At 46.7% G+C, this 24,366-nt stretch carries 25 protein-coding genes; 11 read left to right on the top strand and 14 right to left on the bottom strand.

What is annotated here, in order from left to right; translation table 11 throughout:
* Nucleotides 1-45 precede the first annotated feature (45 nt).
* Nucleotides 46-3,231 carry a TonB-dependent receptor gene (locus tag BUR42_RS07140; RefSeq protein ID WP_074238567.1) on the top strand — a complete coding sequence of 1,062 codons (3,186 nt, stop codon included), beginning with the start codon at nucleotides 46-48 and terminating at the stop codon, nucleotides 3,229-3,231.
* Between the two features lie 61 nt (nucleotides 3,232-3,292).
* Here BUR42_RS07140 and BUR42_RS07145 read toward each other — a convergent pair whose 3' ends face one another.
* On the bottom strand, nucleotides 3,293-4,894 hold the full coding sequence (locus BUR42_RS07145; RefSeq protein ID WP_074238568.1) for an ABC transporter substrate-binding protein: 1,602 nt from the start codon (nucleotides 4,892-4,894) through the stop codon (nucleotides 3,293-3,295).
* A gap of 119 nt (nucleotides 4,895-5,013) precedes the next feature.
* Here BUR42_RS07145 and BUR42_RS07150 point away from each other — a divergent pair, with 119 nt between their 5' ends.
* From BUR42_RS07150 to BUR42_RS07160, 3 genes are read left to right on the top strand one after another with little or no spacing between them, the layout of a single operon-like run.
* Nucleotides 5,014-6,654, top strand: coding sequence for a M1 family metallopeptidase (locus BUR42_RS07150; RefSeq protein ID WP_074238569.1), 1,641 nt, complete (start codon nucleotides 5,014-5,016; stop codon nucleotides 6,652-6,654).
* 43 nt (nucleotides 6,655-6,697) lie between these two features.
* Nucleotides 6,698-7,552 (top strand): bifunctional transcriptional activator/DNA repair enzyme AdaA, encoded by an 855-nt coding sequence (locus BUR42_RS07155; protein WP_234979622.1) that lies wholly within the window; start codon nucleotides 6,698-6,700, stop codon nucleotides 7,550-7,552.
* A 15-nt stretch (nucleotides 7,553-7,567) separates the two neighbouring features.
* Nucleotides 7,568-7,855 carry a DciA family protein gene (locus BUR42_RS07160; protein WP_074238571.1) on the top strand — a complete coding sequence of 96 codons (288 nt, stop codon included), beginning with the start codon at nucleotides 7,568-7,570 and terminating at the stop codon, nucleotides 7,853-7,855.
* Between the two features lie 9 nt (nucleotides 7,856-7,864).
* Here the strand turns inward: BUR42_RS07160 and BUR42_RS07165 are convergent, their stop codons facing one another.
* The 7 genes from BUR42_RS07165 to BUR42_RS07195 form a co-directional block, all read right to left on the bottom strand.
* Nucleotides 7,865-8,386 (bottom strand): DUF4252 domain-containing protein, encoded by a 522-nt coding sequence (locus BUR42_RS07165; protein ID WP_074238572.1) that lies wholly within the window; start codon nucleotides 8,384-8,386, stop codon nucleotides 7,865-7,867.
* Between the two features lie 68 nt (nucleotides 8,387-8,454).
* The gene (locus tag BUR42_RS07170; protein ID WP_074238573.1) at nucleotides 8,455-8,979 is read right to left on the bottom strand and encodes a DUF4252 domain-containing protein; all 525 of its coding nucleotides are present in this window, start codon (nucleotides 8,977-8,979) and stop codon (nucleotides 8,455-8,457) included.
* Nucleotides 8,980-9,031: 52 nt separating this feature from the next.
* A complete protein-coding gene (locus BUR42_RS07175; protein WP_074238574.1) occupies nucleotides 9,032-9,529 on the bottom strand; it encodes a hypothetical protein in 498 nt (165 codons plus the stop codon).
* On the bottom strand, nucleotides 9,516-10,034 hold the full coding sequence (locus BUR42_RS07180) for an RNA polymerase sigma factor (protein WP_074238575.1): 519 nt from the start codon (nucleotides 10,032-10,034) through the stop codon (nucleotides 9,516-9,518). Before BUR42_RS07180 ends, BUR42_RS07175 begins: the two co-directional genes overlap by 14 nt.
* Before the next feature lie 118 nt (nucleotides 10,035-10,152).
* On the bottom strand, nucleotides 10,153-11,211 hold the full coding sequence (locus BUR42_RS07185; protein ID WP_074238576.1) for an ABC transporter permease: 1,059 nt from the start codon (nucleotides 11,209-11,211) through the stop codon (nucleotides 10,153-10,155).
* 6 nt (nucleotides 11,212-11,217) lie between these two features.
* Nucleotides 11,218-12,306, bottom strand: a complete 1,089-nt coding sequence (locus BUR42_RS07190) for a BT_3928 family protein (protein WP_074238577.1) — start codon at nucleotides 12,304-12,306, stop codon at nucleotides 11,218-11,220.
* A 3-nt stretch (nucleotides 12,307-12,309) separates the two neighbouring features.
* On the bottom strand, nucleotides 12,310-12,852 hold the full coding sequence (locus BUR42_RS07195) for a DUF1599 domain-containing protein (protein ID WP_074238578.1): 543 nt from the start codon (nucleotides 12,850-12,852) through the stop codon (nucleotides 12,310-12,312).
* Between the two features lie 100 nt (nucleotides 12,853-12,952).
* On the opposite strand from BUR42_RS07195, the gene folP reads away from it, so the two are divergent.
* Nucleotides 12,953-13,813 (top strand): dihydropteroate synthase, encoded by an 861-nt coding sequence (gene folP / locus BUR42_RS07200; protein WP_074238579.1) that lies wholly within the window; start codon nucleotides 12,953-12,955, stop codon nucleotides 13,811-13,813.
* A 16-nt stretch (nucleotides 13,814-13,829) separates the two neighbouring features.
* Complete coding sequence (locus BUR42_RS07205) at nucleotides 13,830-14,639, top strand: diadenylate cyclase (RefSeq protein WP_074238580.1); 810 nt, start codon at nucleotides 13,830-13,832, stop codon at nucleotides 14,637-14,639.
* A gap of 137 nt (nucleotides 14,640-14,776) precedes the next feature.
* Here the strand turns inward: BUR42_RS07205 and BUR42_RS07210 are convergent, their stop codons facing one another.
* Together BUR42_RS07210 and BUR42_RS07215 are read right to left on the bottom strand one after the other, a co-directional pair.
* On the bottom strand, nucleotides 14,777-15,010 hold the full coding sequence (locus BUR42_RS07210; protein WP_143197366.1) for a hypothetical protein: 234 nt from the start codon (nucleotides 15,008-15,010) through the stop codon (nucleotides 14,777-14,779).
* A 197-nt stretch (nucleotides 15,011-15,207) separates the two neighbouring features.
* Complete coding sequence (locus tag BUR42_RS07215; RefSeq protein ID WP_074238582.1) at nucleotides 15,208-15,552, bottom strand: YraN family protein; 345 nt, start codon at nucleotides 15,550-15,552, stop codon at nucleotides 15,208-15,210.
* Nucleotides 15,553-15,588: 36 nt separating this feature from the next.
* Here BUR42_RS07215 and manA point away from each other — a divergent pair, with 36 nt between their 5' ends.
* Together manA and BUR42_RS07225 are read left to right on the top strand one after the other, a co-directional pair.
* Nucleotides 15,589-16,797 (top strand): mannose-6-phosphate isomerase, class I, encoded by a 1,209-nt coding sequence (gene manA, locus BUR42_RS07220; protein ID WP_074238583.1) that lies wholly within the window; start codon nucleotides 15,589-15,591, stop codon nucleotides 16,795-16,797.
* A 39-nt stretch (nucleotides 16,798-16,836) separates the two neighbouring features.
* Entirely contained in the window at nucleotides 16,837-17,427 is a 591-nt protein-coding gene (locus BUR42_RS07225) for a DUF6580 family putative transport protein (RefSeq protein WP_074238584.1), read from the top strand.
* 222 nt (nucleotides 17,428-17,649) lie between these two features.
* On the opposite strand, the gene BUR42_RS07230 is transcribed toward BUR42_RS07225, so the two are convergent.
* Both BUR42_RS07230 and lepA read right to left on the bottom strand, forming a co-directional pair.
* Nucleotides 17,650-18,294, bottom strand: a complete 645-nt coding sequence (locus BUR42_RS07230) for a Dph6-related ATP pyrophosphatase (protein WP_074238585.1) — start codon at nucleotides 18,292-18,294, stop codon at nucleotides 17,650-17,652.
* Between the two features lie 68 nt (nucleotides 18,295-18,362).
* Nucleotides 18,363-20,156 carry a translation elongation factor 4 gene (gene lepA / locus BUR42_RS07235; protein ID WP_074238586.1) on the bottom strand — a complete coding sequence of 598 codons (1,794 nt, stop codon included), beginning with the start codon at nucleotides 20,154-20,156 and terminating at the stop codon, nucleotides 18,363-18,365.
* Between the two features lie 169 nt (nucleotides 20,157-20,325).
* On the opposite strand from lepA, the gene BUR42_RS07240 reads away from it, so the two are divergent.
* From BUR42_RS07240 to BUR42_RS07250, 3 genes are read left to right on the top strand one after another with little or no spacing between them, the layout of a single operon-like run.
* Entirely contained in the window at nucleotides 20,326-20,583 is a 258-nt protein-coding gene (locus BUR42_RS07240) for an acyl-CoA-binding protein (RefSeq protein WP_074238587.1), read from the top strand.
* A 25-nt stretch (nucleotides 20,584-20,608) separates the two neighbouring features.
* Nucleotides 20,609-21,844 carry an ornithine--oxo-acid transaminase gene (gene rocD, locus BUR42_RS07245; RefSeq protein WP_074238588.1) on the top strand — a complete coding sequence of 412 codons (1,236 nt, stop codon included), beginning with the start codon at nucleotides 20,609-20,611 and terminating at the stop codon, nucleotides 21,842-21,844.
* Nucleotides 21,845-21,851: 7 nt separating this feature from the next.
* Nucleotides 21,852-22,496, top strand: a complete 645-nt coding sequence (locus BUR42_RS07250) for a VIT1/CCC1 transporter family protein (RefSeq protein WP_074238589.1) — start codon at nucleotides 21,852-21,854, stop codon at nucleotides 22,494-22,496.
* Here BUR42_RS07250 and BUR42_RS07255 read toward each other — a convergent pair.
* Nucleotides 22,489-22,881: a hypothetical protein gene (locus BUR42_RS07255; RefSeq protein ID WP_074238590.1), complete on the bottom strand. Its 393-nt coding sequence runs from the start codon at nucleotides 22,879-22,881 to the stop codon at nucleotides 22,489-22,491. The two genes, BUR42_RS07250 and BUR42_RS07255, sit on opposite strands and share 8 nt — an antisense overlap.
* 84 nt (nucleotides 22,882-22,965) lie before the next feature.
* Entirely contained in the window at nucleotides 22,966-24,291 is a 1,326-nt protein-coding gene (locus BUR42_RS07260) for a vanadium-dependent haloperoxidase (RefSeq protein ID WP_074238591.1), read from the bottom strand.
* Nucleotides 24,292-24,366: the final 75 nt, after the last annotated feature.

Here is a 24,366-nt window from a genome sequence, read left to right on the forward strand (position 1 = left end):
TCCCCTCACCTTCGCCTCATCCAAATCTAATCTAAGCTACCTAATATGGAAAAGAATGCCCTTAAGTTTCTCGTACTGCTTCTACTTTGCTGCCTTTCCCAATCACACCTGTTCGCTCAAACCACTCAGGCGTCTATTTCTGGGAAAGTATTTAACGAAGAAAAGAAACCCCAGGCTGGTGCCTCTGTATCCGTCCGTAATGAATCCACCGGCTTCGTTACAAGAACAGTTACCAATGCCCAGGGAGATTTCACATTTAAAGAATTACCTCTAGGCGGTCCGTACACTGTTAATATCACTTTTTCCGGATTCGGTGAACAAAAACGAAGTGGTTATTTCCTCAACCAGGGCGATGCTGTACGCATAGATATTACTATGCAACAGCAGGAAACCACCCTGCAGGTAGTGCAGGTGGTAGGCTCGGGATTAAAGAATAAGATCGAGAATATTGGTGCTGCTACTGCTATTTCCGCCAAAACCATGAACCAGCTGCCTGTAAACGGCAGGAATTTCTCTACGCTGATGGACCTTTCTCCACTCAGCCGTGGCGGTAACATCTCCGGCCAGCTCGGCTCTTCTACCAATTATACCATCGATGGTATGAACTCCAAGAACCCCACATCCGCAGGTTCTACTACCAGCCGTAGCGGCGCTCCGTATTCTATTTCTATTGAAGCGGTACGTGAGTTTAAAGTAGTAACCAACCAGTACGATGTTACTTATGGCCGCAGTGGCGGCGGTACGGTAAGTGCTGTAACCAAATCTGGTACTAATACCCTCCATGGTAGCGCTTTCACTTATGTAAGAGCAAATGAACTGGCCAGCCGTTATGATATCCGCGGTAACAGGCGTAATAACGATTACTCTACTTATCAGTACGGTTTTTCACTCGGTGGCCCCATTATTAAAGACAAATTGCACTTTTTTGTTGCCTGGGACCATCAGCTGGACACCCGTTCACTCGTGATCGCAGATATTCAATCACCTGCTGATGAAGCGCGTTTGAATATCACCAAAGCCACATTGGATAATTTTGTGAACATCGCCCGTACAGAATACGGCGTTTCCAATCATGCACAATATGGTTCTTTTGATAAGAAACGTGGCTCTGATGCTGTTTTCCTTCGTCTCGACTGGCAGATCAACAGCAAAAACCTCCTCACCATTCGCGATAACTATACAAACGATCGTAACAAGCTGGGCCTGGTAGATAATTCGGCTATCAACCTGTATGAATCTACCGGCAACGATTTCAACCGCGACAACAGTCTGCTCGCCACCCTGCGTACATCCATCAACCCGCGTTTTACCAACGAGCTGAAGGTACAACACCTGTATACGTATCAATCCAGCGAGCCCGGCGATGAATTACCTAAAGCAAATATTCCCCGCGCCATTGTAGAAAATGTTACTTCTTCGATAGAGGGTAATACAAGGTCTACCACCATCCAGATCGGCGGGCACCGTTTTGCCCAGGAAAATTTTGATAACCATGTTGTGCAACTGGTAGATAACCTGTACTATAACACCAATACTATCAAATTCACTTTTGGTGTGGATGCCATGTACACCCGGGCACACTCCCGTTATGGCAGTGAAGTGAACGGGCGTTTCCATTACAACGGCCTCACTGCTTTTGATAATAACCAGCCTTACCGTTACTACCGCGAAGTTCCCCTGCTGGCTGACCCAAGCGTTGTGGGCAAGATCTTCAATGCCGGGGTTTACGCACAAATGCAAACAACACTCGCTAAAGGCCTGGATATGACGGCTGGTTTGCGTTATGATTATGCACATTATCCTAAGTCTCCACTCAATCAGCTGGTATATGATGAACTGAAATTACGTACAGACAATAAGCTGAAATCTTCTGTAATCCAGCCCCGCCTTCAGCTCACCTGGGATGTGAAAGAAGAACATACGGATTACATCCGCTTTGGTGCAGGTGTATTTGCATCAGATATTAATAACTACATTACTATCAATAACCTGGTGTTCGATGGTAAACACTCCGCTACTGTGGATGTAAGGGCCCCGAACATTCCTGTTCCTGATTTTGCCGGCTATCGTGCCAATCCCTCAACCATTCCAACATTAGACGCTTTCCAGCTGCCGACTATCAATACCAATGGTCCAGATGCAAAAGTGCCCGTAATTTATAAAGCAAATCTTTCCTACAGCCACTATTTTACAGCTAAACTGAAGGCTGGTATTACCGGCTATGCAACATTAGGCCGCAACAACTACTTTTATGTTGACAGGAATATGGCCACCACACCATTTTTCACACTGCCACAGGAAGGTAACCGCGGCGTATATGTTCCCCTCAATACAATGCCTGCAAATGGTGCGGGCGACTGGGTACAGGGACGTATCAGCAACAAGCTGGGCCGTGTACTGGAACTGAATAGTGCAGGTAAAGTAAACCAGTTTGCCGTGGTGGTGGATGCTACCTGGCAGTATTATAAAGATGGTGAAGTATCTGTAAGTTATACCTGGAACGATACAAAGGATAATACTTCTTTCAATGGTAACGTGGCCAACTCGGCTACACTGTCACTGCCGGTGAAAGATGATCCGCGCAACCTGGACAATGTAACTTATTCTGATAACCAGTTCCGTCATAAAGTGGTGGTATTTGGTACACTGCCTACTTTCTATGGTTTCACAGTAGGTATACGTTACTCCGGCATTGGTGGTACACGTTACAGCCTGCTTTCCGGTGTAAACAGCAATGCTGATTTTGTGGCCGGCACTAACGATCTCGCCTATATTTTCGACAGGAACAATACTGCTGTTCCCCAGAACGTACGCGACGGGCTCAACGCCATCCTCAACAACCCTGCTGCAAGCGAAAGTATCAAAGATTATATCAGGAAATATTCCGGTCAGCTTGCTGAAAGGAACGGTGGTATCAATGGTTTCTACGGTATTTACGACGCCAGGATCACCTGGAAAACCAAATTCAGCGGCAAAACCACACACGGCATAGAAATATCCTGCGATATCTTCAACGTAGCCAATATGTTCAGGAAAACATGGGGTGTAAACAAATCGCTGGGTACCCAGGCATTGTATGGTGCAGGTATTCCTGCAAGTGGTACAACTCCTGCTGTTCCTGCATTTGATCCCACAGTGCCGCGTTACAATTATCGCGTGAACACTGCCGGTGTGGTAAATCCTTCCGGCGAACCTTTCCAGGTACAGATTGGTTTACGTTACGGCTTTTAACACACACAAATATTATATCTGTACGTTAGATCCCGGTCCCATCAAACAGGCCGGGATCTTTTTATAAACATTTCACCCTCCTCAATTCCAGCAGATTGAGGCCATTGCTGCTTAACCCGGTAACATTCATTTGCCGGAAACGCACAGAAATATCATAGAACAAAGGCACCACACAGGCATCTTTGATCACTATCTGGTCCATTTCCTGGTATAATTTATAACGAAGGGAATCATTTGTTTCCAGCATGGCTTTCTCATACAGCTGATCAAAAGCCGGATTATTATAACGGGTATAGTTAGGTGGTGCAGGATTTTTACTGTAGAACATTGCCAGGTAACTCTCTGCATCAGGATAATCGGCAATCCAGCTGGCACGGAAGAACGGTACGGCTGATTTTGCCACCTGGTCTATTAAAGTACTTTTCTGGATCACTTCCACCTGTATCTTCACACCCACTTCCTGTAATTGATTGGCCACATAATTGGCAAGGTCTGCATAAACAGGCTGGGTTACCAGTTTGATCGTTGCCAGCCCTTTTCCTTCAGGATAACCTGCTTCCTTCAGTAATTGCCTGCATTTGGCAAGATCGTACGTATATCCCTTTACGTGAGTGGTATCGAACGAAGGTAAACCTGCCGGTACCAAACCGGATGTAGCGGGAATGCCAATGCTGTTGCGGAGATAGGTCATCATTTTCACCCTGTCAAAACCATAATTGATCGCCTGGCGGACCCGTATGTCCCGCAACGAAGGATCTTGTTTATCGGGGTCCATCACAATACCAAAGTATTCTGTGTTCAGATATGGGGCTTTGATCAGGGCAATCTTTCCTTCCCATTCTTTTTTCAAATTCCCTTGTTTGGTGAGCACTTCATCTTTGAAAGATGTTTCAATATCATTGATAAAATCCAGCTCGCCCTGGCGGAATAACAGGAATTCTGTTGCCTTGCTGTCTACAAACAATACTTTCACGGCATCCAGGTATGGCAGCTGCGTTCCATGCTCGTCCTTTTCAAAATAGTTTTCATATTTATGCAGGATCAATGCCTGCCCTTCATCCCAGTAATGAAACTTAAAAGGCCCTGTACCGCATGGATGTTTGCGAAAATCCTTGCCATATTTTTCCACTGCCTCATGCGGTATAACGGAACAATACTGCATGCTGAGGATGCCCATGATGGGATGGAACGGTTGTAATAAAGTAAGCTGAAAGGTAGTGTCGTCAATTGCCTGGAAACCAGTGGCTGGATCTACGGTGCCGTTGAAGATCCAGGCGCCGGGAGATGCAGTGCCGGGGTCCATGATCCTTCGGAGGCTGTAAGCCACATCCGCAGCCGTCATTTTCCGCCCTTTGCCACCCGGGAAGATCTCGTTATCATGAAAGTAAACGTCGTTACGAAGATAGAAACGATAGGTACGCCGGTCTTCTGAAACCTCCCAGCGTGTAGCGAGGGATGGCCTGATATTCAGCATACTATCCGGTTCAACTAAAGTATTATAGATCTGGCGCACCGCCCACATAATAGCCTGATTCTTGGCAAATGCAGGGTCCAGCGTAGGAATGCCTTCCGGCTGGTTGTACCGGAAAACCATTTTATGCTCCTTGCTGCGTTGGCCACAGGAAAACAGGAAGAGGGTAAAAAGTAAGCAATAATATTTCATATCTGCGGATAAATGCCGGAAGTAAAATAGTAATTCTGCATAGATAAACGACCAATAATCATAAAATCGATCTCCAATTCACCCATTTAAAATATCTTTCCATCCAAATCTAAACTGTAATGAGATCTGTTCTCCTTGTTCTGATAAGCATTTGTTTCCTGCAGCCCGATATACATGCCCAACAGCATAAGTTCAGCCATGCGGATACCCTGCGTGGTACCCTTTCGCCGGAAAGAAGCTGGTGGGATGTTACTTATTATAACCTGGATGTAAAGCTGGATCCCCGGGAGAAAAGCATCCGGGGGCAGAACACTATTTCCTACAGGGTGCTGGAACCGGCACAACGGTTACAGATAGATCTGCAGGAACCGCTGATCATAGATAAGGTATCGCAGAACGGCGAGTCCCTCTCTTTCACAAAAGACGGGAATGCCTGGTTTGTAGATCTCAAAGCCACACAGCCTAAAGGTAAGGTCCTCAGCCTGGTGGTAGACTATCACGGTAAACCCAAAGAAGCCATCCGCGCTCCCTGGGATGGTGGCGTGGTTTGGGGAAAAGATTCCCTTGGCCGCCCCTGGATAGCTACTGCCTGCCAGGGTTTAGGAGCCAGCATCTGGTGGCCGAACAAAGATCACCAGACGGAAGAACCGGATAGCATGCGCATTACGGTAACGGTGCCAAAAGGGCTCACCAATGTTTCCAACGGCCGCCTCCGCAGCAAAACAGATAACAAGAACGGCACCTCTACCTTCACCTGGTTCGTGGGCAATCCCATCAATAACTACGACGTTGCCCTGAACATCGGCAACTATAAACATTTCAGTGATACATACAATGGTGAGGATGGTAAGCTCAATCTCGATTACTGGGTGCTGGATTACAATCTTGCCAAAGCAACATCTCATTTCCAGGTAGTGAAGCCAATGATGAAATGTTTTGAACACTGGTTCGGGCCTTATCCTTTCTATAAAGACAGCTACAAACTGATTGAAACCCCTCACCTGGGTATGGAACACCAAAGCGCCGTAGCCTACGGCAACCAATACAAGATGGGCTACCGTGGTTCAGACCTTTCCGGTACTGGCTGGGGCCTGAAATGGGATTTCATCATCATCCATGAAAGCGGTCACGAATGGTTCGGCAATAACATCACCACAAAGGATATTGCAGACATGTGGGTGCATGAAAGCTTCACGAATTACTCGGAAACCATTTTCACTGAATGCCAATATGGAAAAGATGCAGCCAATGCATACGTACAGGGCATCCGCAGTAAGATCGCCAATGATATTCCCATTATCGGCCCTTATGGCGTAAATACGGAAGGCTCCGGCGGAGATATGTATTATAAAGGTTCCAACATGCTGCACACCATCCGCCAGGTGATCAATAACGATGAAACCTTCCGGAAAATATTGCGTGGATTGAACAAGACCTTCTATCATAAAACAGTAACCACGGCAGAAGTAGAAAACTATATCAGCAAAAACGGTGGCCGCGATCTGAGCAAGGTCTTTGACCAGTATCTCCGTCACACAAAAGTGCCTGTGCTGGAATATTCGATCAATAATAATGAACTAAAATACCGTTGGGTGGCTGATGTACAGGGATTCGACCTGCCGCTGAAAGTAACCCTGGCAGATGGGAAGTATTCCTTCATCTATCCCACCACAGAATGGCAAACAACAGCCATACAATTAACTGATCCAAAGAAATTTGCAGCAGACAAGAATTTCTACATCATAACCAAAGCTTTATAAAGCGCAAGAACCGGGTTGTTCACGCATCAAAACGGGTGTTACTTTGAATAAAAAAACAATGCATCACTACGAAACAATTGCGGAAGCCATTAAGTACATCAATGATCATTACACGGAACAACCTTCCCTGGACGACATTGCGGCTGCAGTACATTTAAGTCCTTTCCATTTTCAGCGCTTATTTAAAGAATGGGCTGGTGTAAGCCCTAAGAAATTCCTGCAATACATCAGTTTGCAGCATGCCAAAACTTTGCTGGAAAAGAATTACACCCTGGAAGACGCCACTTTTGAAACCGGCCTTTCCGGTACCAGCCGCCTGCACGATATGTTCGTGAACATGGAAGCCATGACACCCGGCGAATACAAGAACGGCGGTGAAAACCTGCATATCAAATGCACTTTTACGATCACCCAGTTCGGCATGGTATTCCTGGCGGCAACAGACAAAGGGGTTTGCAATATCCAGTTCACGGAGAGTTTCGAAAACTCGCTTGCCGAACTACGGGCACAATGGCCTAAAGCGCAGATCACGGTGGGGGAATCTCCTATCCTCAAAACCGTAAAGCAATTCTTTACAGAAAGGAATGAAACGGTAAAGGACCTGCGTTTACATGTTAAAGCCACGCCGTTCCAGTTAAAGGTATGGGAAGCGCTGCTGAAGATCCCTTGTGGCCAGGTTTCCACTTACGGAAAAATAGCAGAAAGTATTCAACATCCTAAAGCATCCAGGGCAGTAGGTACTGCTGTGGGCGATAACCCGATCGCGTATCTGATTCCCTGCCACCGTGTTATAAGATCTACCGGAATATTGGGTGGATATCATTGGGGCAAAGAAAGAAAAACGGCGATCTTAGGATGGGAAGCAGCAAAGGTTATTGGCGAAAAAGCAGCAATTTAATCATACCTTTGGCGCATGCGATACAAAGTTGTAAGTATGGGCGATGCGCTAAGAGAGTATCTTAACAACAGCAGGTTTAAACCAAGGCTGCTGGAAGTTCGCATCCAGGAAAACTGGGAACAGGTGGTGGGTAAAACCATTGCCCGTTATACAGAAAGCGTACAACTCTTTGATGGCAAACTGGTGATCACTACTACCGTTGCACCATTAAAACAGGAACTGAACTACTCTAAAGACCGGATCCTCCGGTTAGTGAATGATATGCTGGGAGAAGAAGCCGTGAAGGAAGTAATGATCCGCTAGTGCTGATAACTATATTTCATGCTTAAACTTGTCCATCACTCTTTGCAGATCACTTATCGTTAAGCGGGTACGCAGATGCACCATCACCATTTCCCCTTCTTCCTGTACTAACAGCACCAGGTTATCCAGCCTGTCGCCATCCTTTCCGTCGCTGAGGAATTGTACATGGCTGCCATCAGCTGTTCTCACTTCCATGAGGGGTTCAAACTTATTTTTGGCGTAGAGGTCTTCTTTCAATTTGAGGATGGATTCGTTGGAAACACTTGCGCCGTTATCCATTTCAATGGTATACAATTTCACGCTCCTTACTTTCTTCAGTGCCCATTTAACATCCCTGGCTTCACCGTCAAAAGCATGGCCGGGGATAAACCAGCTCACGATCCGCAATGGCAGGAAGCTGAGTCCTATACGGTGCGTTTCAGCAACATCATAATGCTGCCTTTGAAAATTACGTAATTGTTTACGTTGTGCGTTAGCATCAATGGAGGCAAAGGCCAGGAAACAAACGAAGAGAAGGATGGAACGTATCATATAGTATAGTTTAAGGGTTCAGATGATAAGGAAGACGCCGTGGATGGAGGACGGCGTTTTCTTTTTCTTTAAGGTTTCTTTTTGGGAAGGCTTCTGAGATTATCAAAGCCGTCAATTTTAATATCTCCCGCAATTTCAGACAGCTCGCTGAGGTTGATGTCTCCAAAGATAGAGAGCGCAACAAATTCATCCGGGCTACCCACCAGCATGATGAGTTCTGCGATATTACCTTTTGCATTCTCTTTGACCATGAATTTTACATCCGCTTCTTTATTCCGGATGGTCATCAGCTCTTCAAATTCAGATGTAAGGAATGCGGCGGCTTCTTTGAAAAGTTTAGCGCCATCTTTGGTATCTTCTTTAACGAGGATGCGCAGGCCCTTGAGTTTGCTGACCACGGTACTCACCTTTTTGAAGTCGGGATCATTGGAAGACACGGTAGAGAACATGGAGAACATCTTAGGTGTTACATTGATCACGGTAAAGGAAGGGTCGTTCTGGTATTTCAGGAAGAACTTCTCAACAGTACTCTGCGCCAATGCCAGCTGTGTGCTGCAAAGCGAGATGAATATGAGAAAGGATATTCGTTTCATGATGAATGATTTGTGTTACTGTAAATTGTTGATATGCAGTTCTAGAATAGCCTTAGTTGTTATTTCCCCGGATCAGGTCTGTAGCATTGTTGAAGTAACTGAGCTTCTCCATTTGCGTTTTGCCTTTATTCAGGTTCTTTGAAATGATCGCCAGTGCTTTTTGTGTTTCTTCATAAGCCACTTTTGGATCGTCGAACGTATCCCGGAAAACCATTTCGGTTTCTTCAGGTCTGTTCTTTTGCTCGAAGTTGTATACGGAATGCCCTACACCCAATGCCACCAGTAAAATGGCAGCGTATTTCATCCAGCTTTGCCAGAATGGGCGGATGATCCTGGCTTCACGTTCTTCCCAGGGGCCACTAATTTCTATTTCCGGCAACTCCGCTGCTGATGTATGAAAGTATTGGAACAGGGGTGCTGCTTCCTGGAGGTCTGCCGGTAAGGCATCCTCGTGGGTGGCATAAAAGATGCGCAATGCTGCTTCATCTTCTTCTGTAGTTTCACAAGCCCAGTATTTTTCCAACAGGGCCCTGATGTTACTGTATTCCATATACATGTATATTTTGTAGTTGTTCCCGCACCTGTTTCCTGGCCCGGTGCAGGTTTACTTTTACTTCGCTCATTTCAATGTCCAGTACATCTGCAATCTCCTGGTAACTCAACCCGTCTATATCTCTCAGTTGCAGGATGGTCCTGTATTTCTCCGGTAAGGCGTGGATCAGGCCGTGCACCCTGCGCATCAGGTCACTTTGTTCAGATCGCTGATGCGGCGTTTGTTGATGACTGGCCGGCACTTCCTGTGCCCGGTCGATATTGTCCGTGATCCTGTACTTCTTACTCTTCAGCTTGTCCAGTGCCAGATTGCGGGTGATGCGCATACACCACGCTTCCAGGTTCTGTAACTCTCCCATCTTTTCTTTGTTGTGCCACACTTTCATAAAAGCATCCTGAATAATGTCCTTAGCATCTTCCTCATTGCCCAGCAGCCTGAGCGCGAAGCGGAACAGCTTCTGCTTGATAGGCATTATTTGAGCAAGGAATACTTCGGACGACATTTTCAGTTTTTAGTTTTTGGCGGAAGGAGATGCTCCTGTCAGCGTGCTACAATAAGAAGACGACCATGGACCGCCTTTGTTACAAAATAATAGAAAATAAATATAAATTAGTTGAAGATCAATTACTTAGGCTTATCCGGGGATCTACGATACTATATAATACATCGGCCAGCAGGTTGATCAGTACAAAGATACCTGCCGTGAACAATACAGCTCCCATTACTACGGGGAAGTCGAATTTTTCCAGGGCGTCCACGGTTACTTTCCCGATACCCTTCCAGCCAAAGATGTACTCTACGAAGAAAGCCCCTGCCAGTAATTCCGCGAACCATCCGGTGATAGCAGTGATCACGGGGTTCAGGGCATTCCTTAAAGCATGTTTGTAAAGGATCACCGGGCGGCTCAATCCTTTTGCGTAAGCAGTGCGGATATAATCCTGCCCCAGCACATCCAGCATGGCGCTGCGTGTTAATTGTACAATAATGGCCAGGGGCCTGATGCCTAAAGTAATGGCAGGTAATATAAGGTGGCGCAGGTTGAGGATCCTGCCTTCAAAGGGGTCGATATCAAATAAACTCCCGGTCATATGTAAACCGGTGTAATCACTCAGTACAAAACCAAACAGGTAAGCCAGCACGATCCCTGTAAAAAAGGAAGGGGCGGAAATACCGATCACACTGGCAAACACCGCGCTGGTATCCATCCAGGTGTTTTGCTTTACCGCAGAAAGGATGCCCAGTGCAATCCCCGCTATAGTGGCAAAGATCATAGCTGCCAAAGCCAGTACCAGTGTACCCGGCAATGCTTCTGTAAGGATCTCCCAAACGTCTTTTTTACCCTGGTAGCTTCTCCGGAGATAAGGGGTTTTGAGTACAAGGGCCTTCTCCCCTCCTACGCCAAACAAAGCAAACCCGTTCAGCGATGTCTTTAATTCCTCCCGGGAATGGATGCCAATGGGGGAAAGATCGTTGAGGTAATAAAAGAACTGCACTGCTTTGGGTTTATCCAGGTGTAGTTCTTTCCGCACATTTTCCAGGGAAGTAACATCGGCCCGCTGCCCCAATGTAAGCCTGGCAGGATCTGCCGGGAGTACATTGAAGAGCAGGAATACCACGATCACCACGCCCAGGAGAACGAGGATACCGTAGCCGATCTTACGCAGGAAATATCGCAGCATAATGAATTATGGAATATCGTTGTAATGCCATTTACCCTTAATGGTGGCCTTGTCCAGCAGTATCAGACCCGGGTTGGCCCTCACAGCGGTTTTGATAGCCACGCCATCCATTTGCAGGAACTGGAAATCCAGGCCGTGTTTTGCCTTGAATGCTTCTACCGCCGCTTTGTTGGAACTGGTGATACCAAAGATCACCAGCTTGCCTTCTTTGAACTGTTGCTGCAGGGCCTGGATCTTTTTATCCCATCCTTCGCCGGCTTTATTTACATCCAGCACCATGAAAAGGTATACGGGAAGGTTTTCTTTCAACACGGCATTGTTCTGGTTATTATTATCATAGTCCGTAAGGATGAAATCCTTTATTTCAGGCATGGCATTGCCCTTTACGATCAACTTGTCCTTACGGTCCACATACTTCCAGGTGGAATCCTGCCAGGGGTAATTCTCCTCGGAGAACTCCTGCTGTTTACCATCTTTTTCGTAGATCAGCACTGTTTTGTAAACATCCGGCCTGGAACCCGGAGGCGGTTTCATTTTCTCCACAATGTTATTACCTGTTTTATAAGGAAGGCAATCCACGATGGGTAAATGCGATAAGGTATACCATTGAAGGATGACAGGGAATAATACGGCCAGGATCATCACGGCAGCCATCGGCTTTTTGGCCAGCAGCGGTTGTATCCGGTTGCGGTAAATAAAGATCACCACGATCATCACCAGCAGGATGATGTCCTTCCAGAAAGATTGCTCTGCCGTTAGTTTGATACAGTCCCCGAAACAGCCGCATTCCCTGATCAGGCCGCTGAATAAAGCAAAACCTGTGAGGAAGGTGAAGAATATGATCAGTAATAATAAAAGGAAAGAGAAGATGCGCATGCGGTATCCCAGTAATACCGCAATACCTGCGATGATCTCAAAAGCGTTCATCATCAGGGAAAAAGCCAGGGAAAAAGGTACAAGGAAGTGCAGGTTGAGTACTTCGAAGAACTCATCCATCTTATAGCTGAGACCCAGCGGGTCGTTCGCTTTAATAAGTCCGGAAAAGATGAACAGTACGCCTACCAGGATGCGAAATAGGATCAGGATTGGTTTCATAAATTATAATTGCTCTTTTTCTTTCAACAGTATCAGTGCAAATACGGCATAGTTCACAATATCTACATAGTTGGCATCCATCCCCTCAGAGATCAGTGTTTTACCTTCGTTCCGGAGGATCTGTTTGATACGCAGTAATTTTGTGAGGATAAGGTCTACGAAAGATTCCTGGCTCATATCCCGCCAGGCTTCCCCGTAATCGTGATTTTTGTTTTCCATCACCCCCTGTATGAAAGCGATCTTTTCATCATAGAGGCGGGAAACAGTTTCAACCGGCAGGTCCGTATAAGGGTCATCCGGTAACTCCATCTGGATCAGGGCTATCACGCCATAATTGATAATGCCCGCAAATTCTCCTTTGATATCGTCCGCCACTTTCTGCTGGCCGATCTCCTGGATGTTACGGATGCGTTGTGCCTTGATAAAGATCTGATCTACAATAGAGATAGGCCGCAATACCCGCCAGGATGTACCATAATCCTTCGTTTTCTTGATAAATACATCCTTACAGCGCGCTATAACTTCCGCATATTGTACCTGGGTCATAATCTATTTCTATTGTCATTACGAAATAAGCCTTTTTTTACGATAAATTTGTTGTTAATCGTTCGTAATTCGTAATCGCTTAATTCGTAATTAATTTTCAATGAGTTTCAAAAATACATTATTACGTAAAGATTTTACGATCCGATGCAAAGGAAAGTTAATAGACCTCTCCCGCCCTGCCGTGATGGGGATCATTAATGTAACGGATGATTCTTTTTATGCAGACAGCCGTACCCGGGAGCTTCATCATATCATTGACCGGGCAGGCGACATGCTGGAAGAAGGCGCATTGATGCTGGACCTTGGTGCACAAAGTACCCGCCCCGGCGCTCCTGAAGTTGGCGCAGCAACAGAACTGGAACGTTTACTGCCTGCTATCCACGGCATCCTGCATCATTTCCCGGAAGCTATCCTCTCCATCGATACCTATCATGCCGCTGTGGCAGAAAAATGTATCCATGCCGGGGCTGCCCTTGTGAATGATGTGAGCGCCGGAGATATGGATCCGCTGATGCTGCCAACCGTAGCTAAACTACAGGTTCCCTTTATTGCCATGCATATGCAGGGCACGCCGGCAGACATGCAGCAGAACCCTGAATACAATAATGTTTCCCAGGAAGTACTGGATTACTTTATCCGCAAAGTAGTCCAATGCCGGGAAGCAGGCATTACAGATGTGATCATCGATCCGGGGTTTGGTTTTGGTAAAACGCTGGAACACAACTACCAGCTGCTGAAAAACCTGGAAGTGTTTGATATACTGGAAGTACCTGTATTGGTGGGCGTATCCAGGAAGTCCATGATCTATCGTTTGCTGGGCAATTCTGCTTCTGAAGCATTGAACGGTACCACTGTGGTACAAACACTGGCCTTGCAGAAAGGTGCGGCCATCCTCAGGGTGCATGATGTAAAAGAAGCGACAGAAGCAACACGTATCGTTGCTTTTATGCAATCAATTTAATGCTATTTTTGTCGATATGAAGGATGTATATCAATTTTATGGATTTGAGTTTCGTTGGCTGAATGTTGTAGACCTGCTCGTAGTAATTTTCCTGGTGATCCAGCTTTACCGCCTGCTGAAAGGCAGCCTTGCTTTTAATATTTTCATTGGACTGCTGATGGTGTATGCTGCGTACTTTTTGGTACGTTCCCTGCAAATGCCCATCCTCACCAATATCCTGCAGAATTTTATCAATGTGGGATTGATCGCGATCATTATCATCTTCCAGCCGGAGATCAGGAAGTTCCTCCTGGTACTGGGCAAAAAAACGCCGCTCAGTAAGGATAGCTTTTTTACCAAACTCTTCCTCCCCGACCGTTTTAAAAGTTATAAAGAAGAGGAACTCATGATCAATGAGATCATCACCGCGGTGGGTCATATGATGGCAACGCAAACAGGTGCGCTGATCGTGATCGCTACTACTTATCGTGTGAAGTTTGATACCGCCTCCAGTATTGCCATAGATGGCAACATCAGCGCTAAGCTGATAGAAAGCATCTTCGAGAAGAACAGTCCTTTGCACGATGGCGCACTGATCATTGTTGGCAACAAGATCCTCGCCGCAAAAGTGATCCTGCCTGTATCAGAAAATCCTAACCTGCCCACACGCATAGGGATGCGTCACCGTTCAGCAGTGGGGATCACAGAACACAGCGATAACCTGGCGCTGATCGTTTCTGAAGAAAGAGGTACCGTATCTTATGCCAAAGATGGCCAGCTGGTGCAGAACGTTTCGCTGGAAGAACTGAAGGTGAAGATGTATGAAGTGCTGGTAGACGGATATTAAAAAGATACATTAAAATAAAAGAGCCGCTGCTATGCAGCGGCTCTTTTATTTTAAGATCAGCCCTATAAATACAAAGTCCCCCGATTATCTCGGGGGATCTATGTTTGGGGGGATGACTCTAATATAAAATGCCTTCACTATTTCAATTTAACCGGCAGGTTCAGCTGCTGCACATTCACCGTATAATTTCCTGCCTCCAGCGTGTGTAATTGTAAAGTATACACACCCTTTTTATGCCCGCCCTCTAAAGGGATCATTCTAACCGGTATCTGTTGCTCATTATAAATGGTGCATTGCACTGTACCTTTCTGTTGTTCCATAACAGGAACCTGGATACAAACAGTACCTTCCCCTGAAGGAAGCTGTTGCATAACAACATTGTTTGTGAGCATGGTTAATACTAAACTCCAGATATACATAAAGAACCTTTTTTGGATTGATAACTACCGGTTCTTTACAGGAGACGATTATTTGATTGGATACACAAATATACAACTAATTATATCCGTATGGAATCGTATTTGTTAAAACGATGTTAAGCAGTCGGGGCGCGGGTTATAACCTATTCCTAGAAAGCATCTTCAAAATGCATGATCTCCTGATTAACAGTAACAGCAATAATATCAAAACGTATTTCATTCGGTTGCAGGTTATATTGCTGCATATATTTATCTGCCGCTCTCCTGATCAACTGCGCTTTGTTCGCATGCACTGCTTCTTCCGGCATACCAAAATATTGCGTACTGCGTGTTTTCACTTCTACAAACACTAATACATCCTGGTAACGGGCAACAATATCCAGTTCGAGCTTCCCGTACGTCCAGTTGGTATGGAGCACTTCGTATTTTTTATCACGAAGATGGCTGGCAGCCAGCAATTCACCCTTTTTCCCTACTTCGTGATGATAAGCCATTCGATTTTTCTATTTTTACAACTTAACAATGGAATCATGAGCAACCGGAAATTATTTTACCTGAATGGCAAGGTACAACATTATGCCTGGGGAGGTTTCACCTACATCCCGCAACTACTGGGATTGCCCGTATCTGAGCAACCCAGCGCGGAATACTGGATGGGAGCACATCAGAGTGCGCCCTCTACCTTACAGGCCACATCCGGCCCTTTGTTACTGAACCAGTATATTGCTGACCAGCCTGCTGAAGTATTGGGCACAAAAGCAGCAGAACGTTTCGGCGAACTGCCTTACCTGTTCAAGATCCTGGATGTGAAAGACATGCTCTCTATCCAGGTGCATCCCACCAAAGCAGAAGCAGAAAAAGGATTTGCGGCGGAAAATGAAGCGGGTATTCCACTTACTGCTTCCAACCGCAATTATAAAGACGCCAATCACAAACCGGAGATCATGGTAGCCCTGAGCGATTTCTGGCTGCTGCATGGCTTTTTACCGGAACCTCAGCTCAGAAAGGTACTCCAGGCTGTGCCTGAACTACAGTCGTTCGCTCCTGTTTTTGAAAAAGAAGGATACAAAGGTTTATATAAAGCAGTAATGGAACTGCCGCAGGAAGAGATCAACACCCTCCTCCGCCCGCTGGCAGACAGGGTACTCCCCTCCTATGCTGCAGGCACCCTGGAAAAAAGCGATCCCGCTTTCTGGACGGCCCGGGCCATTTCAAATGATCCGGAAGGCCTGAACCGCCTGGACCGTGGCATCTTTTCCATCTACTTCTTCAACATCGTGAACGCCAAACCCGGAGACGCCGTATTCCAGGATGCAGGCATCCCGCATGCTTACCTTGAAGGTCAGAATGCTGAACTGATGGCCAATTCAGACAATGTGTTACGTGGCGGGCTGACCCCCAAACATATTGATGTGGAGGAACTGCTGAAACATACCCGTTTTGAAGCGGTATATCCCAATATCCTCAAAGGGGAATCCATCCACAATGGCCAGGAACGGATCTATCCCACCCCTGCGCCGGATTTTGTGATCAGCCGGATCGGCCTTAAACCCGGTGAAGTATATGAACATACCGCCGCTGCTCCTGAAACATGGATCGTATTGAACGGGGAAGGTGTGGTAAAAGGCTCCGCAGAACTGCCCCTGAAAAAAGGCGTTTCTGTATTTGCCGCCATCGGGGAAAGCTATACCCTCACGGCCACGACTGAATTAACCGTGTTTAAAGCATCTATTCCTTAATTGATTATATTTGTGTTGTCAACAAAAGCAGCATCTTGCATGAAGAAAGAAACTACATCTAAAGTACTCCTGATCGCAGCACTTATTTTTCTGACCATCCTCGGACGGTTGTTTACCAATTACATGCAGATCTACAACTTCACCGCCGTAGGCGCAGGTGCGCTGTTTGCAGGCGTTGTGTTCAAAGATAAGCGTTACGCTTACCTGGTTCCACTGGTCGCCCTCCTGCTGAGTGATGTGTTCTTTGAACTGTTCACCAACATCCAGGGTTTCTATGGCGGCGGAGAGCAGCTCTTTGTTTATGGTGCTTTCGTCTTAACCACCTTCATTGGTACCCGCATCAAAAAAGCGAACCCCGGTAATATCTTCCTGGCATCTATTGGTGTAGGGGTACTGTTCTTCCTCTTATCCAACCTGGGCACTTTTATTTTCAGGGACATGTATCCGCATACCTTCAGCGGCCTCATGACCTGCTACCTTTCTGCCGTTCCTTTTTATAAGAATAGCCTGTTCGGTAGTTTTGCCCTGAATACCATCATGGGGAATGTGTTTTACAGCGGCATCCTCTTCGGAGCCTATGCTTTACTGAAACCGGTGTTTGTAAGGCAGCAGCAACAACAATTAGCGTAAACGAAGAGCCAATCTAAGATATCAAGCCGTTTCAGTTATGCTGGAACGGCTTTTTAATGCCTGACATAGGGTCCGTGTTCGTTACTCCTTTGTTGGAGGCTCATGAGGTATGTCATTATTACCGGATTGAAGGAGCAAAATGTCAGTGGGTGGGGGTAACTACGCTTTTGATACGCTTTTGATATGCTTTTGATACGCTTTTGGTCTACTTTTGATACGCTTTTACTCCCATTGCAGGAACCAGTATTCCTCATGCCTCACCTTCTTACACGCAGGTAATTGCACCGGTACGGTAAACAAAGGGCAATCCACCACTACGGTATGGAATTCCCCATTCTCCCCGCATACATCCACGCCTTTTTCCTCCAGTTCAGCTATCAGCACATCATCCAGTATCCGGCCCAGGAAACTTTCTCCCAGGTGGGTATTACAGGATACGATCATACACCTGATCCCTTCCTGCAACATGCGGTATACCAGCAGCTTACGTTCCAGTTGCCATAAAGGCAAAAGGGCTTCCAGCCCGGCAGCAGCACATGCTTTTTCCTCCCAGTCCCGGTGCGGTTCCAGGTCAATATCTCCAAATACAGCACCGGAAGCAGCATATTCCTGCTTTAAGCCTTTTAACTGTGTAACAAAATTGGTTTCGTAATCCTGCCAGCTGCTGGCAATGGTGGTAAGGGGTAAACCGGCTGCGGCAGCCTGTTGCTGAAGGATGGAGGGAGGAAGACCATGGGACCGGGAGATCTGGCCGTTTTCGTTCATCACATTCAGGAGTGCAACCGGACGATAACCCTGTTGCACAGCCTGCATGAGTGCGAAGCAGCTATCTTTACCGCCGCTCCAGGAGCAAATAATATTAGTCATGTGGTTTGAGAAGAAATGGGAATTTCCTGCAGCCAGGGTCTGATTTCAGAAGGAACGAATGCAGCCTCTTAATCATCCAGTTTCAACACGGCCAGGAACGCTTCCTGCGGTACCTCTACGTTACCGATCTGGCGCATCCGTTTCTTACCCTCTTTCTGCTTTTCCAGCAGTTTACGCTTACGGGAAATATCACCACCATAACATTTGGCAGTAACGTCTTTCCGCATAGCGCTGATGGTTTCACGGGCTACGATCTTAGCACCGATGGCTGCCTGGATGGCAATCATGAATTGCTGACGCGGCAACAGTTCTTTCAGCTTTTCGCAGAGTTTGCGGCCAAAATCATGTGCCCGGCTGCGATGGATCAATGCACTGAGGGCATCCACTTTCTCACCGTTCAGCAGGATATCCATTTTAACGATATCACTGTCGCGGAAGCCGATAGGGTTATAATCGAAAGAAGCATACCCACGGGTCTGGCTCTTCAGCTTATCGTAGAAGTCGAACACGATCTCTGTTAACGGTAATTCAAAGATCAGCTCTACACGGGTGGTAGTGAGATAGCTCTGGTTAACCAGGATCCCTCTTTTGCCCAGGCAAAGCGTCATGATATTACCGATGTAATCCGGTTTGGTGATGATCTGTGCCCGGATGAACGGTTCCTCAATGCGTTCCAGCTTAGTGGGGTCCGGCATTTCGGCAGGGTTGTTCACAATGATCACTTTCTCCTTTGTATCGTAGGCAATGAAACCCACGTTCGGAACCGTTGTGATAACGGTTTGATTGAATTCACGTTCTAAACGTTCCTGGATGATCTCCATGTGCAGCATGCCCAGGAATCCGCAACGGAAACCAAAACCAAGTGCCTGTGAAGTTTCCAGTTCGTAAGTCAGGGAAGCATCGTTCAGCTGGAGTTTGTCCATACAGTCCCTCAGCTCTTCGAAATCTTCCGTTACCACGGGGAAGATCCCCGCAAATACCATCGGCTTTACCTCTTCGAAACCATCAATAGCAGTTTCGGAGGGATTATTGGCCAGGGTAATGGTATCCCCTACTTTTACTTCTTTAGCGTTTTTGATACCGGTAATAATGTATCCTACATCCCCGCAGGTCACTTTATCCCTGGGGAGCAAACCCAGGCCAAGGATGCCTACTTCAGCTGCTTCATATTCCATGCCCGTGTTCACGAACCGGATCTTATCCCCTTTACTGATGGTACCGTTGAAGATGCGGAAATATGCAATGATCCCGCGGAAGGAATTGAATACACTGTCAAAGATCAGGGCTTGCAGCGGCGCTTCCACCTCTCCTTTTGGAGCGGGGATACGATGCACAATAGCCTCCAGGATCTCTTCAATACCAATGCCGGACTTACCGGAAGCCAGCAGGATATCTTCGGGTTTCACCCCGATCAGTTCAATGATCTGGTCTTTTACTTCTTCGATCATGGCACCTTCCATATCGATCTTGTTGATCACGGGAATGATCTCCAGGTCGTTTTCGAGGGCCAGGTAGAGGTTGGAAATTGTTTGTGCCTGGATACCCTGTGCAGCATCTACGAGCAGCAGCGCACCTTCGCAGGCAGCGAGCGCGCGGGATACCTCATAGGAGAAATCCACGTGGCCGGGGGTATCGATCAGGTTAAAGATGATCTGTTCGCCATTTTTGGCGGTATATTTCATTTGAATGGCGTGGCTCTTGATGGTGATACCTTTCTCCCTTTCGAGGTCCATATCATCCAACACCTGCGCCTGCATGTCGCGATCGGAAATGGTATTGGTAAATTGTAATAAACGGTCCGCCAGCGTGCTCTTACCGTGGTCAATATGTGCAATAATGCAAAAATTCCGGATATTCTTCATATAATACAAGATCAATCACGAATTAGCCTCAAATTGTATCAATCTTTAATTCGTAATTGACAATTCGCAACTGTGATAAGCTGCAAAGGTATTAAATTTTAGACTTCTTTCATGTGTGCCTACCCTCTTATTGCGTCTATTTCTTTACATTTAATACAAAAAATACACCATGGCACTGCAACAATTATTTGAGGAGGCGGTAGCAACCAGCAAAACACTGGACACTAAACCGGATAACGACATCCTGCTGCAATTGTATTCTTTGTACAAACAATCCACAGAAGGAGATATCAACATTGAGCCGCCTGCCAATATGTTCGATTTTGTTGGAAAAGCCAAGTTCGACGCATGGACCAATCTGAAAGGAAAAAGCAAGGAAGAAGCCATGCAGGACTACATCAACCTCGTGAATAAGTTGAAAGGATAAAGTAATTGAGTAACTTTGAGGGATTATGGTACCCAATTATACGATCAGCGAAAAGACGCAACATTTCCTCGGACTTGAAGAACAATACGGCGCGCACAATTACCATCCCTTACCGGTAGTGCTTAGCCGTGGCGAAGGAGTATTTGTTTGGGATGTGGACGGTAAACGTTATTACGATTTCTTATCAGGATATTCTGCCGTGAACCAGGGGCATTGCCACCCTAAGATCGTAGCGGCGCTGGTGGAACAAGCCAGTAAGCTCACCCTCACTTCCCGCGCTTTTTACAGTGATCTGCTGGGAGAATACACCCGGTACATCACCCGTTATTTTGGGTACGATAAGGTATTACCCATGAATACCGGCGTGGAAGCCGTTGAAACCGCCCTGAAGCTTTGCCGCAGATGGGGTTACATGGTAAAAGGCATCCCGGAGAACAAAGCTAAGATCATCGTTTGCGCAGATAATTTCCATGGCCGCACATTGAACGTAGTGTCTTTCAGCACCGATCCTGTAGCCCGCAAGAACTTCGGCCCCTACATGCCCGGTTATGAAGTGATCCCCTACAACAACCTGCCCGCTTTGGAAAAAGCCCTGCAAGACCCTGATGTAGCTGGTTTTATGGTAGAACCCATCCAGGGCGAAGCCGGTGTAAAAGTACCTGACCAGGGATATTTATCCAACGCACGGCAATATTGCAGCGATGCCGGCGTATTATTTATAGCAGATGAAATTCAGACAGGATTGGCCCGTACCGGAAAAATGCTGGCCTGCGATCACGAAAATGTCCGTCCTGATATCCTGATCCTCGGTAAAGCCCTTTCCGGAGGCATGTTACCTGTATCTGCGGTACTGGCAGATGATGAGATCATGCTCACCATCAAACCCGGCGAACATGGTTCCACTTATGGCGGGAATCCATTAGCCTGCAAAGTGGCCATGACGGCACTGGAAGTATTACGCACAGAACAGATGGCAGAGAATGCCGTAAAGATGGGTGAATTATTAAGGAAAGGAATTACAGATATTCAATCTCCGCATATCAGTATTGTCAGGGGAAAAGGTCTCCTGAATGCCATCATCATCAATCATCCGCATGAGGATGCAGCCTGGGAACTTTGCCTGGCGCTGAAAGAGAACGGGCTGCTGGCCAAGCCCACACATGGGGATAAGATCCGTTTCGCTCCTCCCCTTGTGATCACTGCCGCACAGATCAGCGATTGTGTGAGCATTATAAAAAAGAGCCTGGAAACATTAGACTAATTGCATTATGGACATACGCAATAAAGCAGCGATACGTAGCTCCGGCTGGAGGACTGATCTGTTGATCGGCTTTCCTGACGGCTTGCTGCTGTTATTATTCACCACACAGATCCTGCATGGTAAAAGCCTTACCGTACAGGCTTTTTACTCCCTGCACATCCTTATCCTGGGCATCGCCACTTTGCTGATGATGATTGCCGTTTTCCGTGCTAACCGCGGGGATGAACATGATGACGAAGGCAGGATGTCCAAAGAAGAAAAACAGCGGCTTCTGAAGCTGGATATCTCACAGGGCACCATTGAGCATATTGCAGATGAAATGAAGAAGGACCAGGAGCAGTGGGAAAACACCTTACAGGAAGAACATGTACAATTGCAGCAATTTGGCCTGGGCCATGCCATAAGGAGCACACTGGCTACCGGTGCATTCTTTTTACTGGGAGGCCTGATCGCTTTTGTGCCTTACCTGGCACAGGAGAATTTCACGAAAGCATCTGAACTTAGCCTCACACTCTGCATCTTTGCCCTCCTTTTCTTTGCATACCTGAAATCACGCATCACAGGGCAACACGTTACCCGCATGGCTTTGCGTTATGTGCTTACCGGCGGATTAGTGATCTTAGCCTCTTACCTGATAGCCATCGCTATTTAACATGCTTCCGGCGATGTAACAACACACATACGAATGCAATAATTGCTGCTCCCAGGGAGAGGAACAAACCTATTTTCTGTTCCGGGCAGATGCCCATTTCACAACGGGAAAAGATGAGCATGTTCCGGAAATACCAGGCAGCGAGGAAAGCACTGGTGAATAAATTAACCCGGGGAGACCATTCCTTATTGATCAGGAATAATATCAATACCATCACTGCTACCGCAATCCCCAGTTTTCCCGGTTCTCCAAAGCTGGAACCCTTGGTATTCATACCGGTGAACAAGAGCGTCTGCCCATCTACATGAATACTGATCCAGGGAAGGAATGCACTGATAATAACGATGATGGTGGCGATAACGCCAATAATACTGCTTTTGGTCATTACTCGGAATTAAAGCAGCAAAGTAAAAGTTTATAAACGAAAAAGAAAAACCGGGGTTGATGAATTCACCCAACCCCGGTTTGTTTAATACTGCAGATCCAGTACCCGCCTGGCTATATCAGCGCCGGTCTGTTTGCCGGACTCACTGTCAAACTCGTAATGGATGCCTCCATAGACCCGGGAAATGGCCGCTTCATTGATCATGCTTTGAAAGTTATTAAAGCTGCGGGGAGCAAAACCTTCCGGTACTTTCTGCTGATCTGTGAAGGAGGTATTACCCCCGAACCGCGCAATTAAAATACCTCCCGCTGCGGCTGTAAAGGTTGCATGGCCTGAAGTGTAAGCCGGGAAAGGCGGCGTAGCGATCGTTGGCATCCAGCTGCTATCTATATAAGTACGGATGTAAGTAACAGGACGCAGTACGTTATACTTGTATTTGTACTTCCAGCTAAGGATCCCTGCATCATTCAAACTGATCCCTACCTGCGCAAAGAGCCTGGCTGCCGAAGCAAGACTTACATTCCTTTCAACCGCCAGCTGTGTTGCAATGGCTATCAGGTGACCCGGCGGTGTAAAAGTACCTCCCCCATCTGCCCAATATCTCGCAATAAGGTTTTCTTCCGGTGTTTGTGCAGTGCCTTTCAGATAAACTGCCAACGCACTCTGATAAAATGAAGAAGAGGTAGTTGTTGAAAATGCAGGCGGCGGAATATTCACCGTAAAAGGTTTCACCATTGTACGGTTACTTCCCCAGTAAGGTAACAACGCCCGCTGAAATGCAGGAGGTGCAGGCACCCACAGACCAGGCCCTACGGGCGGAACATAATCAGCAGGGAAGTTATTTAAATAACCATCCTTTCCACCATCCGTAGCAGACCATTGATGGATAGCTGTAGCCACCTGCCGGCCAAATGAAACAGAGCGGCTCACTACATCAGGATGACAGGTATCCGCATATAATTGCAGGTTATCATTTTCCAGTTGCGTGATCAATTGCTGATTAGCTGCGCTGGCATTGGGGAACAAACTCCTGATGATCTGCGCCATCGCACTGTTGGCAGCGATCGCGTAGTTATAACGTTTCCAGCTGTCTGGTTTCGGAACATAACGCAGCGCATTTAACTGGCCACTTAAGGAACGGCCCGCAGCTACTGCTTCATATAAAGTGATACCTGTATAGGCAATAGCACGTGCAGCCACAGGAGGTGAAAAACCACCGGTTTCCCTGATCAGCTTCAATTCCAGCTGATACCAGGAAACAGGGACAATAATTTCTCCTGTTGAGGATGATACTACGGCTTTCTTTTCAATAATAACAGGAGCAGGTGGCACATCCTGTTTCCTGCAGGTTGCCATGCCTGCCACAATCAATAGCAGGCACCCGATCAGGGGCAAACGAATAGATCTCATTGTTTTATTTTTTGAGTTAACAATACTCCGCTAAGGTATCAGCCGAGTACGCAATCTATCCGCGTTGCCCAAAAA

It is taken from the genome of Chitinophaga niabensis (genome assembly GCF_900129465.1).
GTDB lineage: Bacteria > Bacteroidota > Bacteroidia > Chitinophagales > Chitinophagaceae > Chitinophaga > Chitinophaga niabensis.